Origin of the sequence: Kordia sp. (assembly GCF_965224175.1) — a bacterium.
Classification (GTDB): Bacteria; Bacteroidota; Bacteroidia; order Flavobacteriales; family Flavobacteriaceae; genus Kordia.
The window spans coordinates 2,872,650-2,892,364 of sequence record NZ_OZ245041.1 but is presented as its reverse complement, the minus strand read 5'-3'; the positions used below and the strand labels follow the sequence as shown (position 1 = coordinate 2,892,364).

Here is a 19,715-nt window from a genome sequence, read left to right as displayed (position 1 = left end):
GGTTGATTTAGAGTAGCAAGTTAAAGATTTTTTTTGCTATTAAAAATAGGTAGATAAAGAAAAGACAATCCTCCTAAAATTATAATCATTAATGTTTGTGAAGCCCACATAATCCAACCAAAAGCAATACTTGGATCGTATGCTACGCTAAAAAGTTCAAAAGCGCTAGCAACTGCAACAGGATAGAAACCTACTCCGCCATTAGTGGCTGCAATACTAAAGCTTCCTGCAATAAAAGCTATTAAAATTGCGCCAGCGGGAACTTGTCCGTGTAATTCTTGTACTGAAAATATAGTTACATAAAACATTAAAATATACATTCCCCAAATAAAAAGTGTGTGGAAAATAAATCCCCATTTATTTTTCATTTTTAAAATGCTAGTAGCGCCTTCATAAATGCCTAGAATAAAATTCTTAATTTTTAAAGCGAAGCCTTTTTTTGCTTTTTTGATGAATATAATCAACGCAATACCGCCAATAATTAAACCTATAAGTAGTAAAACAATTTTTGTAGGATTGAAGTTTTTAGTGAGTAAACCCCAAATAAAGTCAAATTGTATCAAAAGTGTTGTGGCAATTACAAATAACATAATGATTAAATCGGCAACTCGCTCACCAACAATAGTTCCAAATCCTTTTTCAAAAGGAACGCTTTCGTAATTGGTTAGGGTTAAGGCACGTAAAGCTTCTCCTGATCGTGGAATACCTAAATTTGCCAAATAAGCAACAAATACAGCCATGGCGCTATTTGGGTATTTGGGTTTGTAACCCATTGGCTCTAGCATGTACTGCCAACGATATGCTCTAGATAAGTGACTTAGAATACCGCAAATAACACCTAGAGAAACCCAAGTGTAATCTGCATTTTTAAAGTATTCAATAAGTTTATCTACAGGTGTTATAGATAAAGAGTACCAAACTAAAAAAACTCCCAAAAAAAGTGGGAGTATAATCTTAAGTGTTTTAGATACAGATACTTTCAATTAGGTAAGTGTATTATCAGCTTCGTTAGGGAAAACTAATGAAGGTTTGAATTTTTTTGCTTCTTCAATCTCCATCCATGTATATGTGATTAAGATAAGAATGTCATCTTTGGCAACTCTACGTGCTGCGGCACCATTTAGAGTAATTTCTCCGCTTCCTCTTGGTCCTGGAATTGCATACGTTTCAAGACGTTCACCGTTATTATTATTTACAATTTGAACGCGTTCTCCTTGCACAATATTAGCGGCATCCATTAGATCTTCATCAATGGTAATGCTTCCAATATAATTTAAATCGGCTCCTGTGACTTTTACTCTGTGTATTTTTGATTTTACTACGTTTACTTGCATGAGGCAAAGTTAATGATTTTAAAGTTTTTAATTTAATGAGATGTTGTCAATTAAGCGAATGTTTTCAATAAAGGCTGCGATAAAAATACGATACGTTTCTGTTTTAGATTTTCGTTTGACAGTTTTAAGGTTTTTAATATTTGCAATTTCCACGTATTCTAAATCTAATAGCGAATTTCTATCAAACTGTTTTTGAACCCATTCCTTTACTTGCTTTGCACTTTTTGTGCCAAACTTTTCCTTTGCTTCTAAAAGTGTCTTATGGATAAAAGCGCTTTCTTTTCTGGCTTCTGCTGATAAGCGTTCATTTCGAGAACTCATGGCCAAACCAGAAGTTTCTCGAAATATTTCACAACCAACAACATTTACAGGGATTTTATATTTTGAAACTAATTTTTTGACAATCATTAATTGTTGAAAATCTTTTTCTCCAAAATATGCATTGTCTGGTGTTACGATTTCAAAAAAACGTTTTACAATTGTTCCTACTCCGTCAAAATGGCCAGTTCTAAATTTCCCTTCCATTTCAAATTCAAGTCCGTCAAAGCTAAATTTTTCTGAATTTACGTCAGAATTATAAATATCTTCCACACTTGGGGCATAAACAAATACATTATTTCCTAAAGTTTTTAATAGTTTAACATCAGCGTCTAACGTTCTAGGATATTTTTGTAGATCAGTAGCGTTATCAAACTGAGTAGGATTCACAAAAATACTTACAAATACAATATCATTGTCAGTTATAGCGTTACTTACGAGCGATAAGTGCCCTTTGTGAAGTGCGCCCATTGTAGGGACAAAACCAATTTTTTCACCTTCAGATTTGAGGCTCTTTATGAATGGTTTTAACGTGTTTTGAGTGTAATATATATTCATTTTGGAAAAAATTAACAGCTTGCAAACTTAATATATTACTGTTAATCTGCATAATTTTTGTAATTTTGCATGTTTTACGCTTAATATTAAAGGAAAAGTATTTTATGAATAATAAAAGAGTCTTATACGTTTCATCTGAGGTAGTACCATATTTGCCAGAAACAGAAATTTCGTCAATGTCGTTTGAAGCACCAAAAATGGTAAATAGTAAAGGTGGGCAAATTAGGATATTTATGCCGCGTTTTGGGAATATCAATGAGCGAAGACATCAATTACATGAAGTAATTCGTTTGTCAGGAATGAATTTAGTAATTAATGATATGGATATGCCATTAATTATTAAAGTTGCTTCCATCCCAAAAGAAAGAATACAAGTATATTTTATTGATAATGAAGAATACTTTAAACGTAAAGCTACGTTTACTGATGAAGAAGGGAATCTGTTTCCAGATAATGATGAACGCGCTATATTTTTTGCAAAAGGCGTTATTGAAACTGTAAAAAAATTAAATTGGGCACCAGACATCATCCATGTTCATGGATGGATGGCTTCTTTATTGCCTTTATACTTACGTAAATATTACAAAGACGAACCATTGTTTACAGACAGTAAGATTGTAACTTCTGTATACAAACAAGAATTTGATGGAACTTTAGATAAAGAAATGCTAAACAAAATTAAATTTGATAATATTGGTGAAGGCAATGTAGAAATACTAGCTGAGCCAAACTACTCTAACCTTCTAAAAGTTGCCGTGGACCATTCGGACGCCGTGGTAATTGCATCTGAGGAAATTCCTGCTGATGTTCAAGAATATCTCACCGGTCTTGAAAAACCCGTTCTTGAATATAAAAACAGAGAGGAATTTGCGGATGCATACACAGATTTTTATAACACAAAAGTTTTAAATTAAGGTTAACGATTACACTTATGAACAAATTTAAGAAGACACTCTCAAGTGGCTTAGTAGTGCTTTTAATGGTGCTAGGCTTTGTTGCTTGCGATGATGAATTTAGTACGGTTGGAGATGAAATTATTGAGAATAATAATTTCTCCACAGAATTGTTTGCAGATACACAAATTCGTGCATACAATAAAAGATTAAATCCTGTCCAGTCAAATGGAATGCCAGTTTATCAACTTGGTAAAAATGTTGATCCAGTATACGGAACTACATTTTCAAGTCTTACAGTACAAGCAAGCTTGGTTTCAGATAACCCTACATTTGGAGACAAAAGTCAAGAAGATGAAGATGAGGATATGACAGATTTTGAAGAAATGGAAGTAGTAACGGAAGTATTTTTAAACATTCCATATTTTAGTACTAGTACAGTAAATGATGATGGAGAAATTGAAGTTGAAGTAGACTCTCTTTATGGAGCTACAGAAGTGCCATTCAGATTACGTGTGCAAGAACTTACTTATTTCTTAAGAGCAATTGATGAGAACGGAGATCCACAAGCGTATTTCTCAGATCAAGATTTTTCTTCAAATGTTGGAGTAACACTATATGACAATCCTGCTTATTTGATAGATAAAGATCAAGTAGAAGTTATAGAAACGGATGCTAATGGAGAAATTGTACGTGATGAAAACGATGAGCCTGTCATAGAAGAAACATTATCACCTAGAATTCGTGTAGAATTAGATGCCGCATTCTTTCAACAAAGAATTATTGATAACGAAGGAAGTATCAAACTTTCTAACAACAACGTTTTTAGGGCAGAAGATTTATTTAGAGGATTACATATTACGGCAGACAATGCAGAAGCATTGATGATGTTGGATTTTCAAAATGCAAATATTGAAGTCAACTATGTGTATCAAAAAGTAAACACACAAGGAAACACAGATCCTTCAGATGATCAGGCAGAACCTGAAAAAGCTTCGTTTACATTAAGCTTATCAACAGCTAATATTGTTAATACTTTCTCTACACCGACATTTACACAAGATGTTACAGCTAATGAAAACAACTTATTCTTAAAAGGAGGAGAAGGTTCTATGTCAATCATTGAGTTATTTGGACCTGATACAGATAACAATGGTGTAGCTGATCAATTAGAAGAAATAAGAGAAAACGGTTGGTTAATTAACGATGCTAACTTAGTTTTTTATGTAAATAGAGATACGCAAGTAGATGCAGCAATAGACCCACAGCGTATCTATTTGTACAACATGAATGATAATGTTCCTTTAGATGATTATGTGGTTGATCAATCGGTAAATCCGACATCACCTTCATTATCAAAAGTGGTACACGGAGGAATTTTAGAATTAGATGATAATGACGAGCCATTGTTATATAAAATTAGATTGACAGAGCATATCAACAATCTTATTCGTAAAGACTCAACCAATGTAAAGCTTGGATTAGTATCTTCATCTGATATACGTGTTATCACTAGTGGACGAGTACAAGCAACAGGTACGGAAGATGAATTTGTCCCTACTGTTTCAAATATGAACCCCTTTGGAACTGTATTGTACGGAAGTACACCAGCTTCGCCTGAAGATAAAAGGTTAAAGCTTGAAATATTTTATTCAATCCCAGAAAGCAATTAATATCAATAATTAAGAAAAAATTATGTGCGGAATCGTAGGTTATATAGGTCACAGAGAAGCATATCCTGTGGTGCTAAAAGGTTTAAAAAGACTTGAGTACAGAGGGTATGATAGTGCAGGTGTTGCTATATACGATGGTAAAAATATCAAACTTTCTAAAACTAAAGGAAAGGTTGTAGACTTAGAAAATCGTGTAAAAGAAGAAATCTCAATTGATGGATCTTTGGCGATCGGACATACACGTTGGGCAACACATGGTGAGCCGAATGATGTAAACTCTCATCCACATTATTCTAATTCAGGTGATTTGGTAATCATTCACAATGGAATTATTGAGAATTACGAGCCATTAAAACAAGAATTAATCAATAGAGGATTTACATTTCAGTCAGATACAGATACAGAGGTATTAGTAAACTTAATTGAAGATGTAAAAAAGAATGAAAATGTGAAGCTTGGTAAGGCAGTTCAGATTGCTTTAAATCAAGTTGTTGGAGCATATGCTATTGCTGTATTTGATAAAAATAAGCCAGACGAAATTGTAGTAGCACGTTTAGGGAGTCCGTTAGTAATTGGTATAGGTGAAGAAGAATTTTTTATTGCTTCAGATGCTACTCCTTTTATTGAATATACAAATAATGCTATTTACCTTGAAGATGAAGAAATGGCAATTGTGCGAAGAGGTAAAAAAGTAAAAGTTCGTAAAATTAAAGATGACTCTTTAGTTGATCCGTACGTACAAGAATTACAATTAAACTTAGAGCAGATTGAAAAAGGTGGTTACGATCACTTTATGTTAAAAGAAATATATGAACAGCCAAGAGCAATTTTAGATACATTTAGAGGAAGAATGTTATCCAATGAAGGCATTATTAGAATGGCTGGGATTGATGATAATATCGAAAAATTCTTAAATGCTAATAGAATTCTTGTAGTTGCTTGTGGAACTTCTTGGCATGCAGGTTTAGTAGCAGAATATGTGTTTGAAAACTTAACAAGAATACCTGTTGAGGTGGAATACGCATCTGAGTTTAGATATAGAAATCCTGTAATCACAGAGAACGATGTGGTAATTGCAATTTCACAATCAGGTGAAACAGCAGATACTTTAGCGGCAATCAAATTAGCAAAAAGCAAAGGTGCTTTTGTCTTTGGAGTATGTAATGTAGTAGGTTCGTCTATTTCAAGAGAAACAGACGCTGGGGCATATACGCATGCTGGTCCAGAAATTGGAGTAGCTTCTACAAAAGCATTTACTACGCAAATCACAGTATTGACGTTAATTGCTTTGAAATTAGCTCAGAAAAAAGGAACGATTTCAAAATCAGAATTCCATACGTACTTATCAGAAATGGACGCAATTCCTGCGAAAGTTGAAAAAACATTAGAGTCTGACAATCACGTAAAAACAATCTCTAATATTTATAAAGACGCTACCAATTTCTTATACTTAGGACGTGGTTATAATTTCCCAGTTGCCTTAGAAGGAGCATTAAAACTAAAAGAGATTTCATACATTCATGCAGAAGGATATCCAGCAGCAGAAATGAAGCATGGACCTATTGCATTAATTGATGAGCAAATGCCAGTTGTTGTTATTGCTACTCGTAAAGGACACTATGACAAAGTAGTAAGTAACATTCAAGAAATAAAATCTAGAAAAGGAAAAATTATAGCAGTAGTAATGCAAGGTGATAAAACAATCAAGAAAATTGCTGACTACGTAATTGAAATTCCTGAAACATTAGAATTATTAACTCCGTTGTTAACTACAATTCCATTGCAATTATTATCTTACTATATAGCTGTAATGCGCGAATGTAATGTAGATCAACCAAGAAACTTGGCAAAATCGGTAACGGTAGAATAACTTTCTAAAAATTTAACACTTTCTTTAGAGATACCTTAAAAAAGTGTATATTGTTCTCATAATAACTAAACCAAAAAGACTTATGAGAGCATATCTATCAATTTTAGCTATGTTGGTTTGTGCAGGTTTATTTGCACAAACCAATGTTAGCGGGAAAGTTGTTGATGGCAACAATGTGCCAATCCCTGGTGTAAATGTTGTCGTAGTAGGATCTTCCTCAGGGACAGTTACTGACTTTGATGGGAAATTCAAACTAACGGTATCGCAAGATCCACCTTTTAAAATACAGGCAAGTAGTATTGGCTATAATGCTGCCACTGTAGAAATTACCAAAAACAATGAAGATGTTACTATCGTAATCAGCGAAGGAACAGAACTAGATGAAATAGTTTTATCTGCTTCTAGAACTCCAGAAAGAATACGAGAATCTCCGGTAACAGTAGAACGAATGGATGCTAGAGCTATAAAAAATGCTTCTGCACCAACTTATTATGATGCCTTAGAAAATTTAAAAGGTGTAGACATTAACACAAACAGTTTAACGTTTAAGTCTGTAAATACAAGAGGTTTTGCTACGTTTGCTAATACTCGATTCATGCAACTGGTAGATGGAATGGATAACTCTTCACCAGCATTAAATTTTGCTTTAGGAAATTTATTAGGTATGTCTGAGTTAGATGTGGCAACAGTGGAATTACTACCAGGAGCTTCTTCAGCATTATACGGAGCCAATGCCTTTAACGGAATTATGTTTATGAGAAGTAAAGATCCTTTCGAGCATCAAGGGGTTAGCTTCTATGCAAAAACAGGAATGACTTCTTCTGAAAATGCAGGAGACAATAACTTTGTTGATTTCGGAATTAGAGGAGCCTATGCTTTTAGTGATAAATTAGCTATTAAAGCTTCGTTCTCGTTCTTAAACGGTACAGAATGGTTTGCTACAGATTATACAAACTATGACGCTACCACAGGTGATGCTATTGCTGGCGATAGATCAAATCCTGGTTACAATGGATTGAATATTTATGGAGATGAAGTAGATACTACGCTAGATTTTGATGCAATATCTGGAGCGCCAGCAGGAACTTTTGGTTCTGAAAGAATCTCTAGAACAGGTTATGAAGAGCGCGATTTAATGGACTATGATGCTGAAAGTGTAAAAGCTGATTTGGCATTACATTATAAGCCTTGGGCAAACGATTTTACTGTTATTTGGAATTCTAAAATCGGTAGAGGAAATACAATCTATCAAGGAGCAAACAGATATTCTATCAAAAACTTCTTCATGCAGCAGCATAAATTGGAGATTAGAAATAATAACTTCTTTATTAGAGGATATGTAACTGCCGAAAAAGCTGGAGATTCATATGATACACGTTTCGCAGCAATCAATGTAAACAGAAGATGGAAGTCAGATCAACAATGGTTTACTGAATATGCTACAGGATACTTAGGAGCTATTACAGGAGCGATTCCTGGAGTAACGCCTGGTGATCCAACAATAGCACATGCTTTTGCGAGAGGTTTAGCTGATACGGGTCGTTTAGAGCCAGGAACACCAGCATTTAGATCAGCATTAGCAGGTGTAACAGCTGATGGAGATTTATTAACTGGAGCAAAATTCATTGACAATACAAAGTTATATCACTCTGATGTAAACTATAACTTTTCACATTTAATTGACTTTGCGGATATTCAAGTTGGAGGATCGTATCGTCAATATGTATTAAACTCTGAGGGAACGATCTTTACAGATTATGACGGACCTATTAAATATGACGAATATGGAGCATATGTTCAGGTTCAGAAAAAATTCATGGAAGATAAGATGAAATTTACAGGATCTATTCGTTATGACAAAGCACAAAACTTTGACGGAAACGTTTCGCCAAGATTGTCATTAGTTTTCTCTCCGGATGAAGATAAAAGACACAACTTTAGAGCTTCTTTCCAAACAGGTTTCCGTAATCCAACAACACAAGATCAGTACATTGGTTTAGATGTTGGAAATGCAATCTTAGTAGGATCGGCGCCAGATAACTTAGATCGTTATACAACACGTCCAATTACAAATAACTTTCCAGCAGGATTGGAAGCTTTTGGATTGGATAGAACGGTAACGCTTTCAGGAAATGATGCGTATAATAACTCTTTTACTTTAGATTCTTTTAGAGAATTTGGAGCGAGTGTAGCATCAGGAGCACCTAATCCAGCATTACTACAACAAGCAAACGTTCAGTTTGTAAAACCTGAGCAAGTATCAGCTTTTGAAATTGGATACCGAGGAATCGTTTATGATAATATTTCTATTGATGTAAGTGCATATTACAATGCATACAAAGATTTCATTGCTAACAGAACGGTAATTGTACCAAACTATGGTAGTGTAAATTTAACATCTGATATAACAGACTTAACGCCAATTGGAGGACAACCAACACCAACTGCATTAATTGCTGCAGCAAATGGTGATTTTACACCTTTTCAATTATATTCTAACTCAAATGCGGACATTAACTCTTATGGAGTTGCTATTGGAGCGAATACGAAAGTATTTGGAGATTTCGATTTTGGAGTGAACTATACATATGCTAAACTTGATTTTGATCAAGCAAGCGATCCTGACTTTGAAACAAACTTCAATACGCCAGAACATAAAGTAAAAGCTTCTTTTGGAAACAGAGATTTATTTGACAACTTTGGTTTTAACATCAATTGGAGATGGAATGATGCTTTCCTTTGGGAATCTACTTTTGCTGACGGAACAGTAAGTGCACGTTCCTTAGTTGATGTGCAAATAAACTACCGTTACAAAAAATCAACATTCAAATTAGGAGCAGCGAATATTCTAGGACATGAATACGTAAGTGCGCCAGGAGTTGGTACTATAGGTTCGCAGTACTATATCTCATGGATAATTAACTAATAAAAGATTTATCAAAATCATATAATACACAGAAAAGGCTGCCAATTGGCAGCCTTTTTTTATGAACAATACAGCTTTTAGGTCTGTATGGATATCATTTGTATTATTAACATGCGTTAGTTGCGCACTGGCATATTGTAATAAACGATTCTCTAACGAAGCAATGAGGTTTTACTAGAGCCGATGGACATTCGTAAATATTTGTAATTCCTGTTCCTCCAACTAATTCGCTGTTATCGAAGTTAGAAATTGATTTCTTGTTCAGACTTAATGATTTAAGATTTCTTTTTTTCATAATATAAAATTGTAATGTGAATTATAAAAAAGTGAACATTTAAAGACACTCACTATTGTGTCTATTCTTCGCGAAAAAATATTTTTAACATCGTATTCTACTATTGCAAAATAAATGTTTGGATTTTGAATTGGGATGAGAGGAGAATGAGATAAAATCTATATTTATTACAGTTATAAGGCTGTAAAAATGCATGCAATATAAGTCTAAGATTAGATCTGTATACGTGCATTTAATTTTAGCAAAGTTATCCCCCATAACTTATAGTTCAAAAAAAAGAGATTTGTTACCCAGTTTTTTTTGACTTTTTTCGAAAAAATGTAAAAAAACTTCTAAAAAGCTTAGAATTGTCTCTTTTTACGTGTGAAAATATAAAGAAGTGATACAGCTAATAAAACAAAGCTAATGATCAAGAAAACAGTTGTAAAAGTGTTATTTGATTCCAAAGGAATTGGTGTAGTATCTCCTAAAAGATAAAAACTTCCCCAGTAAAAAGGTGCGCTTGTAAAATGATCGGAATTTTTTAAAAAATCAATTTTTGCTTGTTGTAAGGCTTTGTGTTTCGGTAGTCCGTCTTTTAAATGCTGATAAAAATAACGCATCACTTCGGGAGTTGTTTTATCTGAAATTTCCCAACTGCTCAACAAAAGACTCTTTGCTCCAGCATACTGAAATGCATTTCCTAAGCTTTGAATGCCTTCTGCTTTGTTAATTTGGCCGTTTCCTGTATTGCATGCGCTCAGCACTACCAAACTTGCAGGAATATGTAGATTATACAATTCATGACCAAATAACTTGTCGTCTTCATTAGTACTTCCTTCAGAGAAATAAATCTTCAAATTATTTGAGTCTTGATTGTCAATATCGCCGTGAAGCGCTAAGTGTATAATTTTAAACTGATTTGCGTATTGTTTAAAATTTGTTTCATTAGCGTTTGTTCCATAAAAATAAGAACCTTCTAAAATTTTAGATATTTCTGTAATTTCCTTTCGTGTTCCAGGTAAGTCAATATTTGAGTTTCGTAAATCTGATAACGCAATCGTATTAGTGTATTGTTGAATACTGTCTTTGCTAGTATATGAAAACGCAATACATTCCTTTTGTAAATTCTCACGCTTACTTTTCTTTGTTTCATCAAACAGTACGTTTGCAGAATTTGCATAACTAATCACATAATCATACAGTAAATATGATTTTTGAGTATCTTCTGTTAGTAACAAATCAAATTGCAAATGCCAAAGAGATTCATCGGGAACAATAATAAGTTCGTTGCCAACAAGGTGTTTTTTTATGGGCGCTACTAATTTTTTATACAAATACGATGCATTTTGCGTAAATGCTGTCTCGTCTTTCGTTGTGATGGCATTATTTAAAGCTTCAATACGTTCGTCTAAATCGTTTATTTCTAGTTTCTTCACATGAAATGCATGTTTCGATATGACAAAAGTGTACAGGCTATGTTGGTCTCTAAAAAACTCTAAAAATGTAGTACTATCGTTTAGTTTTTGTTGAAGTGCCTCAATTTGGATACTACTATTTTCGTATTTCAGTTTATAATACTTTGGAAATTGAGCTTCAATACTTTTTTCTAGTGAATCCTTTCTTGTAGTGATGTCAAAAAATTTACCTTGCAACGCATAAAGTTTTACGGTGTCAGAATCTTGCTTTGTGGCTTCTGTGAGTATTTGAGATTGTAAACTTGATAGTTGTGAATTGATAGTTTTCTCTAAGGCTAAAATATCTTTATGAAGATTGGTTTTACGCTTTGCTTCTGAGTTTTTCAATAAGGTTCGTAATACATGTGCTTTGCTTTTTTCGGAGTTGTAAAAAGCAGATTCCAAAGAGACATTTGTATCATCCAATGAATTCAATAATAATGTTGTGTGTATATTTTTGGCGTATACAGCTTTTACAGCTTCAGAAAACGTAATCTTATCTTGGTAATTTCGTTTCGACTTTCGCGCCAAATCTATATACGTAATAGCTTCTTTGTAAAGCTTCAAGCTCTCTATTAAAAACTCTTTTTTCTGTGTCTCTTCAAATTTTGATAAGAAAATGTCAGCTTTCGTTTTTGTCATTTCAAGTGGTAAATCACTATTTACATAACTAGCAGATAAAAAACGATTTGTGTCATCAATGTTGGTAAGCTTATTATTGGTAATTGCTGTTTCAGTAAACTGTAAAGCTTTATCAAAATTCTTCATTGCTAAATACAATTTGGCAATATGATGATATGTTTTAATGGTCGTTGTGTTTTGTAAACCATTCAGCTTTTGTCTTATTGCTAAAGACATATTAAGGAACTTCAGTGCTTCGTCGTAATTTCCTATTTTCTGATGAATATTAGCATGGTATTCATACTGATAGGATACAATGACATAATTTATTTTAGGCGCGCTTAATGCAATTTTCAGAGCTTTATCAAGATATGGTAAACTTCTTTCATCGCCATAAATATTTCCAAGTTGACTATACGGATAATACATTTGTGGGTGATATGCTCCATAGAATTTTGTGCCCAACTCAAGCGTCTTAAGCGTATGGAATAATGCTTTTTCTGTCTTGCCAAGCGAATAGTACACCATGCCAATATTAAAGTGAATACGAACTTGCTCGTCGTGTTTATCTACACCGTAATTTTTAATACTCACGCTCAAAGCTTTGTTGTAATAGGCTAAACTTTCATTAAATTCTTCTTTTGCGGTATAAATTAATCCTAAATCATTATAAACTCTGCCAAAATACGGATGATTGTCTTTGTGTACTTTTTGGACTAATTGAAGTGTTTTTTCAAACTGAGAAAGTGCAGCATCATGTTTTCCTAAATCATAATTCAAAAAACCGATAGCTTCGTGAATATCAGCATGCAAAATAATAAGTTCGGGAGTTTCTTTATGTGCTATTTTTAATGCTGTATCAAATTCATTAAATGCTTCTTCTAGTTTTCTGTTTTTATGAAAGGCAACACCAACGTTAAAATGAGATTGGATCAATTGTAGTGTATCTTTTTTGAAATACTCTTGTCTAATGGCTAAAGCAGCTTGATGATTTTGAAGTGACTTTACGGCTTCTCCCATTTTTCCTTGGACAATTGCCATATTATCTAAAGCGTCTGCTGTTGCTTTTTTTCCAAGTTCTGCGTTTTTTTTGCTAAAATCGAATGCTAGTTCTGCGTATTCAAATGCTTTTATTAATTGAGCTTGATAATCACATGCTTGCGAAAGTCCATTGTACGCGGCTGCGATTTGTGGATAATGAGTAGTTTCTTTAGAAATGGTCAATGCTCTTTGAAACTTTTCGCTAGCTTCAAGATATTTTCCATAAAACAAGAGTTCTTTTCCTTCTTTTAAATGCTGGTCAATACTTTCCTTTTCTTGCGCTTGTATCGTAGTGAGCATACAACAAGAAATAAATACGTAAATACTACAAAAGAGGTTCCTCATTTATTTTTTAAGTTTAATTTCTTGATTTGATTCTGAAGGAATTTCTAAGTACAACATTGATTCTTTATGTTTCTTTTGGTCTAAATAAATCAATCCTTTATACCATTTAGAAATATCTGAAGTGTATTTTGATAAAGAGTCTAAAGTAGTAAGTGCAATTTCAGGCTTATCTAATCTATAATTTGCCAAAGCACGCAACAATAAAACATCTTTATATTGTTTGTGAGAAGCATCATATCTTTTCAAGGTAATCAAGGTACTATCATATTGTGTATGATTATAAAAACGTAATGCTTTCTCTAGAGACATTTTTATCTCATCAGAAGAATGACTGCGCAATGTAAAATCTAATCCAATATTTTTATTCCATGCGTTTTGAGTCATCTTTGTATAATCTACTTCATTATCATTAGAAAAATACCAAAACGCAGAAAAGAAGATGACTAGGACTGCTGCGATACGAAGTATAGGTTTCCATTGAAGGCTACGATGAGACTTTTGCATTGAAGTTTCCTTATTTTTATAAGTTTCAATAGCCTTTGAAATTGTTTCTTTCAATGCTTTGATTTCTGCGCTTTCTAATATCTTTTTATAGGCTTCTACTTTGGCGTGTTTTTCATTGTGAGCAAAACTCCAATAAGTTTCTCCAAGTTGTTTTAGAAGCTGTTCTTCCAAAACAACTTGTTCCTTAAATATTACATCTGATTCCATTCTTGCAACAAAAGAAGCTTGTTCTGCGTCAGATAATGTATTACGTAAAAACTTTTCAATCAATATATCGTCTTCCATCTTCATAAATCTTTTAAATTAGTATAGCGATTATCTTTTTTGATCAATTCAATCAATCGTTTTTTACATTTAAAGATGCGTTGTCTCGCTACGTTTTCAGAATTATAACTAAACTTTTTCATGAGTTCAGCATAAGATGTCTTTGCAAAAAACAACTTCAATAGCTGTTTGCAGTTATCTGAAAGTAATGCTAACTTTTCAGAAAACAAATCATAACGTTCTTGTTCAACAATAGCAAAAGCGGTGTCAACTTCTTCGCTTAAATTTTCAATAATTTCTAAATCGTTTGTGAGCATCTTTGAGGCGTTGAGTTCTCTTCGCCATAAATTTTTACAGATACTAAAAAAATAACTATCAAAGGAAGAGTTAATCTCAAAAGGTTCATTTTTATAGCGAACAATAAGTTGTAGCAATGCTTTTTGAAAAATATCATCTGCATCTCCCGTACGACCATTATTACTTAATACAAAACGATTGATCTTAGGAAAGCTCTTTTCATAAAGTAATATAATATCTTCTTCTTTTCCTTCGGAAAGATTTTTTAAAAAGATGTTTAAATTTTTAGACATACGTATCTATACAGTTTTCTTTTTTGTGTCTGGATTATGTTTGGGTGTTTTGGGGATTATTTTACTAAAACAATATCAATAGGTTATGTCAAATTTGAACTTTAGCGTGTGAAATATAGAAATAAATTTATAGATACAGGGTTTCAGAGTGTGTAAATAAAATTCATTTAACCATTTTTAGACGACGTATAAAGCCTGTAAAAAACACAGAGAAACAAAGGTTTTTTTAGATTTATAAAAAAACATAGTAAAAACACTACTTATTTTAATTAATAAAATATATCTTTGCACCGCGAAAAAAGGTCATGTTTTAGTATAAAATATGAATTCCAATTTTCAGTATTTAATAACCTAAACATTAAACACTTAAGTAATGTCAAAAGTTACAGGTAAAGTTGCACAAATTATAGGTCCTGTTGTTGATGTAGAATTCAGCGCTGGGAACGAACTTCCAAGAATTTATGATTCATTAGAAATAGCAAGAGAAGATGGTACTAAGTTAGTACTAGAAGTACAATCGCATGTTGGAGAAAACACAGTGCGTACAATTTCTATGGATTCAACAGATGGTCTAAGTAGAGGTACAGACGTATTAACTACTGGTGACTCAATAAAAATGCCTATTGGCGACGATGTATACGGTCGATTATTTAACGTTATCGGAGATGCTATCGATGGATTAGGAGAATTGCCAAAAGATGGTAACAATGGTTTATCTATCCACAGAGAAGCACCAAAATTCGAAGACTTATCAACTTCTACAGAAGTATTATTTACAGGTATTAAAGTGATCGATTTGATTGAGCCTTATGCAAAAGGTGGTAAAATTGGATTATTTGGTGGTGCTGGAGTAGGTAAAACAGTATTAATTCAGGAGTTGATTAACAATATCGCAAAAGGTCACGGTGGACTTTCAGTATTCGCAGGAGTAGGAGAAAGAACTCGTGAAGGAAATGACCTTTTACGTGAGATGTTAGAATCAGGTATTATCAAGTACGGTGATGATTTCATGCACTCTATGGAAGAAGGTGGATGGGATTTATCTAAAGTAGATAAAAAAGCAATGAAAGAATCGAAAGCGACTTTCGTTTTCGGACAGATGAATGAGCCACCAGGAGCACGTGCTCGTGTTGCTTTATCTGGATTAACAATTGCAGAATACTTCCGTGATGGAGCTGGAGATGGACAAGGAAAAGATGTACTTTTCTTCGTAGATAACATCTTCCGTTTTACACAAGCAGGTTCTGAGGTATCGGCTCTTTTAGGTCGTATGCCATCAGCCGTAGGATACCAACCTACATTAGCAACAGAAATGGGTGCGATGCAGGAACGTATTACTTCAACTAAAAAAGGATCTATTACATCTGTACAGGCGGTTTACGTACCTGCGGATGATTTAACGGATCCAGCACCAGCGACAACCTTTGCTCACTTGGATGCAACAACAGTATTATCTCGTAAAATTGCTGAGCTTGGTATTTACCCAGCGGTAGATCCATTAGATTCTACATCAAGAATTTTAACAGCAGATATCTTAGGAGATGAGCACTATAACTGTGCACAGAGAGTAAAAGAGTTATTACAACGTTACAAAGAATTACAAGATATTATTGCCATCTTAGGTATGGAAGAATTATCTGAAGAAGATAAAATGGCGGTAGGACGTGCACGTCGTGTACAACGTTTCTTATCACAGCCTTTCCACGTAGCGGAACAGTTTACAGGAATTCCAGGAGTATTAGTAGATATTAAGGAAACTATCAAAGGATTCAACATGATTATGGATGGAGAATTAGATAATTTACCAGAAGCTGCTTTCAACTTAAAAGGAACAATTGAAGAAGCAATCGAAGCTGGAGAGAAAATGCTTGCAGAAGCGTAATTTTAATTCAGAATTCAGAGTTACGAATGAAGAATTGTGAGTACAACATATTCCAAATTCATAATTTATAATTCACAATTCATAATTAGAACATATGTATTTAGAAATTGTATCACCAGAAGCAACATTATTCAGTTCAGAAGTAGATTCTGTAACTGTACCAGGAATTAATGGTGAATTTCAAATGTTAAATAATCACGCACCTATTGTATCTTTATTAAAAGAAGGTACAGTAAAAATTCATACACATACTAAAACACATTTAGTATTTGATGAATTACATGCGCAGATAGTTCCTCATGTAGATGATGATAAAGTATTAACTTTAAAAATCAATTCTGGAACTATTGAAATGAAAGATAACAGAGTTATAGTACTAGCCGATTAATTATTAATCCAATAGTAAAGATATAAAGCATCAAACTTATAGTTTGGTGCTTTTTTTATTAAAAAAATACTGTTAAGATTTGCTAATAATAATTTGGACTGATCTTTGATATATAGTTAAAAAGCAACAATTTATTTGGAACAAACTATGTTCAATTCGTAAATTCACATATAAAAACTTAATGTTATGAAGTCACCCATCAAACAATTAATAACATCTTGTATTTTCATCTTAATATGTACAGTAGGATTTTCCCAGTCTGCTAGACAAGCAGCGCAAGCTTCTATGTTTCATAATGATTTGACACTACAAGCACAAATGCAAAAAAACTTTGCAGCTATAGCAAAAGCTAATATAGAAGGTTCTCCTTACTATGACGAACAGTTTAATTCGGCAAACATTACTCCATTAAACAAAGTATATTTTGTGCGTTACAATGCTGCTCTAGATGATATGGAAGTGATTCAAAGTAGTGATACACTGATCATGAATAAATCGAACAAAAACTATATTATCAAGCAAAATAAGGGAGATATTACTTATAAAATTCTAGAATACGCAGATAGCAAAAAAGATAAACTAGGTTACTATGTGCAATTAACAGAAGGAACAAATGTTGCTTTGTATAGAAAAGATAGAAAAAAATTCGTAGAAGTTAAAAAAGCTGCTTACAATGGTAATTTAGGCGGAACTTCTGCAAAATTCAAAAAGCAAAAAAGCGAATTTTATGTTGAGCTTAATGGAAGCGGAAACGCTGTAAAACTTCCAAGAAAGAAAAAGTCTGTTATTAAATTATTTACAGGAAATGAAGATGCTGTAAAGAAGTTTATCAAAGAAAATAAAATTAAAGTAACCAAGGAAAAACATTTGGTAAAATTGATTAACTACGTTAATTCACTGTAAAAAAAGTATTTAAGTAGAAAAAATACTACGATAAATCATAGTATGGTAAGATTTTTGTGGAATATTAATAAATTCTAACATTAACAATTAAAACCAATTACTATGAGATCATTACTGAAAAAGAGTTTCTTGTATGCGTTTGTAATGTTGTTTACAATGGCTGCTTTCTCGCAGCAAACTGTAAATGTAACTGCAGAGCATGCGCCGTCAAATGTTACATTCTTATTGCCTCAGAACAATCCTATAAATGTATTAGGATACACAGGTGATAGCAACAAAAACATCCTAGAAATTGCAGATGGATCGCAATTCTATGATGAAGAATTCAAAAAAGCAAAAATTTCAAACTCGAAAGTACCATACGAACTACGTTACAATGCGTACTTGGATGAAATGGAAATCAAACTTCAAGAAGGAAGTGGATTAATTAATAAAAAGTTTCAACGTAACAAAATCGTATTCGAATCAGGAAATAAAACGTATAAAATTTTAGATACTGACTTGCGTTACGAAAAAGTTAAACTTGGTTATTTTGAAGTTATACAAGAGAATCAGTATGCTTCATTGTATAGGAAGGAAGTTAAAGAGTTAAATATTGGACTTGAAAAAGTACCATATATAACACCAGCTCCAAAAATCATCACAGAGTTTCAAGACAAGAAAAATGAATTTTACGTTGAATTGAATAGAAATGGTCATGCCATTAAACTTTCTAAAACTACAAGAGGTGTTTCAAAAGTATTTGAAGGCAAAGAAAAAGAAGTCAAAGCATTTATTAAAGAAAATGACCTTGAAGTGAAAGACGAACAAGATTTGATAAAAATTATCAATTATGTGAATTCACTATAAAAAGCTTTACACGCACAAAAAAAGCATCAAACAGCTGTTTGATGCTTTTTTTGTGCGTAATTTCAACAAATTCAAGGAGTTGCCGTGAAAAAAACAATTGGATAATTTCATTCGCTCGTATTTTTTTGTACATTTAAATTCATTAAAACCAAAAAAAGATTAATTATGAAAACAATTCACACCAAAACCGCACTCAAAAACCTAAAATATCTTCTTGTAGTATGCCTTTTATTTAGTTTTGAAGGATTCTCGCAACAATGTTCTGGCGGAAGCTACGGAATGGCGCCACCTCAAGGAGCAACAAGATTGGCTTCTAAGGCAAGTATGGACTTTGATAGTTCCTTAAACTCAGTTATTGTTCGAAACCAAGGAACAACATATGGACCAAATACAATTGGAACACCGTACATGCAAAAAGATTTCACAACTGCAAAAATAGCACATGTAGATAAAGTATATCTTGTACGTTACAATGCCTTAACAGATGAAATGGAAGTAAAAGGCGGAGAGTCTGAAGTATTAGTAATTTCTAAGAAGAAAAACTATGAAATCAGTCAGCACGCAAATAACGTTAAGTATAAAGTTTTAGAAAAGGCAGATAGCGAACAAGAAAACGATTTAGGGTATTACATCAATCTTGAAGAAAACAATAACGTTTCATTATATAAAAGAGAGTGTAAAAAGCTAGTAAAGAAAAGAAAGTCTACATACGGAAGTTCTGCTTCTTCAATTACAACCGAATTCAAAAATATGAAGTGCGAATTCTATATTGAAAAAGGTAAAAATGGACAAGCGATCAAAATTCCAAAAAAGAGAAAAGAATTCTTAGCTTTATTTCCTGAAAAATCAGATATGATTAACGCGTTCATCAAGGAGAATCGTATCAAATTAAACAAAGAAAAAAGTCTAAAAAGATTAATTAGATATATCAATACTATTTAAGAATAGCTAACTAACAAACTGAAAACTGAAAACCCTTTCAATTTGAAAGGGTTTTTTAATATCATAAAACAAAAATTACTAGA

The 19,715-nt window shown here is 32.9% G+C and carries 15 protein-coding genes; 9 read left to right on the top strand and 6 right to left on the bottom strand.

The window, feature by feature from the left end; genetic code table 11:
* Window positions 1-20: 20 nt before the first annotated feature.
* Genes ACOQOS_RS12580 through panC form a run of 3 tightly spaced genes read right to left on the bottom strand, consistent with a single transcriptional unit; the run spans window position 21 to window position 2,210 of the window.
* A complete protein-coding gene (locus tag ACOQOS_RS12580) occupies window positions 21-935 on the bottom strand; it encodes a lysylphosphatidylglycerol synthase transmembrane domain-containing protein (protein ID WP_420570812.1) in 915 nt (304 codons plus the stop codon).
* A gap of 48 nt (window positions 936-983) precedes the next feature.
* Window positions 984-1,334, bottom strand: coding sequence for an aspartate 1-decarboxylase (gene panD / locus ACOQOS_RS12575; protein WP_420570811.1), 351 nt, complete (start codon window positions 1,332-1,334; stop codon window positions 984-986).
* 27 nt (window positions 1,335-1,361) lie between these two features.
* Window positions 1,362-2,210, bottom strand: a complete 849-nt coding sequence (gene panC / locus ACOQOS_RS12570; protein ID WP_420570810.1) for a pantoate--beta-alanine ligase — start codon at window positions 2,208-2,210, stop codon at window positions 1,362-1,364.
* 104 nt (window positions 2,211-2,314) lie between these two features.
* Between panC and ACOQOS_RS12565 the strand changes: the two genes are divergently transcribed.
* The 4 genes from ACOQOS_RS12565 (at window position 2,315) to ACOQOS_RS12550 (ending at window position 9,572) form a co-directional block, all read left to right on the top strand.
* Window positions 2,315-3,124 carry a glycogen/starch synthase gene (locus ACOQOS_RS12565; RefSeq protein ID WP_040560096.1) on the top strand — a complete coding sequence of 270 codons (810 nt, stop codon included), beginning with the start codon at window positions 2,315-2,317 and terminating at the stop codon, window positions 3,122-3,124.
* 17 nt (window positions 3,125-3,141) lie between these two features.
* Window positions 3,142-4,776 carry a DUF4270 domain-containing protein gene (locus ACOQOS_RS12560; RefSeq protein ID WP_420570809.1) on the top strand — a complete coding sequence of 545 codons (1,635 nt, stop codon included), beginning with the start codon at window positions 3,142-3,144 and terminating at the stop codon, window positions 4,774-4,776.
* Window positions 4,777-4,798: 22 nt separating this feature from the next.
* Window positions 4,799-6,646, top strand: a complete 1,848-nt coding sequence (gene glmS / locus ACOQOS_RS12555) for a glutamine--fructose-6-phosphate transaminase (isomerizing) (RefSeq protein WP_420570808.1) — start codon at window positions 4,799-4,801, stop codon at window positions 6,644-6,646.
* 82 nt (window positions 6,647-6,728) lie between these two features.
* On the top strand, window positions 6,729-9,572 hold the full coding sequence (locus ACOQOS_RS12550) for a TonB-dependent receptor (protein WP_420570807.1): 2,844 nt from the start codon (window positions 6,729-6,731) through the stop codon (window positions 9,570-9,572).
* Window positions 9,573-10,208: 636 nt separating this feature from the next.
* Here ACOQOS_RS12550 and ACOQOS_RS12545 read toward each other — a convergent pair.
* Genes ACOQOS_RS12545 through ACOQOS_RS12535 form a run of 3 tightly spaced genes read right to left on the bottom strand, consistent with a single transcriptional unit; the run spans window position 10,209 to window position 14,668 of the window.
* Entirely contained in the window at window positions 10,209-13,265 is a 3,057-nt protein-coding gene (locus ACOQOS_RS12545) for a CHAT domain-containing protein (protein WP_420570806.1), read from the bottom strand.
* Between the two features lie 45 nt (window positions 13,266-13,310).
* Window positions 13,311-14,099 carry a hypothetical protein gene (locus ACOQOS_RS12540; protein ID WP_420570805.1) on the bottom strand — a complete coding sequence of 263 codons (789 nt, stop codon included), beginning with the start codon at window positions 14,097-14,099 and terminating at the stop codon, window positions 13,311-13,313.
* A gap of 2 nt (window positions 14,100-14,101) precedes the next feature.
* Window positions 14,102-14,668: an RNA polymerase sigma factor gene (locus ACOQOS_RS12535; protein WP_420570804.1), complete on the bottom strand. Its 567-nt coding sequence runs from the start codon at window positions 14,666-14,668 to the stop codon at window positions 14,102-14,104.
* A gap of 373 nt (window positions 14,669-15,041) precedes the next feature.
* Between ACOQOS_RS12535 and atpD the strand changes: the two genes are divergently transcribed.
* The 5 genes from atpD to ACOQOS_RS12510 all read left to right on the top strand — a co-directional run bounded on the left by atpD (window position 15,042) and on the right by ACOQOS_RS12510 (window position 19,632).
* Window positions 15,042-16,550, top strand: a complete 1,509-nt coding sequence (atpD, locus tag ACOQOS_RS12530) for a F0F1 ATP synthase subunit beta (protein WP_420570803.1) — start codon at window positions 15,042-15,044, stop codon at window positions 16,548-16,550.
* Between the two features lie 94 nt (window positions 16,551-16,644).
* On the top strand, window positions 16,645-16,938 hold the full coding sequence (locus tag ACOQOS_RS12525; protein ID WP_420570802.1) for a F0F1 ATP synthase subunit epsilon: 294 nt from the start codon (window positions 16,645-16,647) through the stop codon (window positions 16,936-16,938).
* A 186-nt stretch (window positions 16,939-17,124) separates the two neighbouring features.
* Complete coding sequence (locus tag ACOQOS_RS12520) at window positions 17,125-17,841, top strand: hypothetical protein (protein ID WP_420570801.1); 717 nt, start codon at window positions 17,125-17,127, stop codon at window positions 17,839-17,841.
* 102 nt (window positions 17,842-17,943) lie between these two features.
* Window positions 17,944-18,690, top strand: coding sequence for a hypothetical protein (locus ACOQOS_RS12515; RefSeq protein WP_420570800.1), 747 nt, complete (start codon window positions 17,944-17,946; stop codon window positions 18,688-18,690).
* Window positions 18,691-18,855: 165 nt separating this feature from the next.
* The gene (locus ACOQOS_RS12510) at window positions 18,856-19,632 is read left to right on the top strand and encodes a hypothetical protein (RefSeq protein ID WP_420570799.1); all 777 of its coding nucleotides are present in this window, start codon (window positions 18,856-18,858) and stop codon (window positions 19,630-19,632) included.
* Window positions 19,633-19,715: the final 83 nt, after the last annotated feature.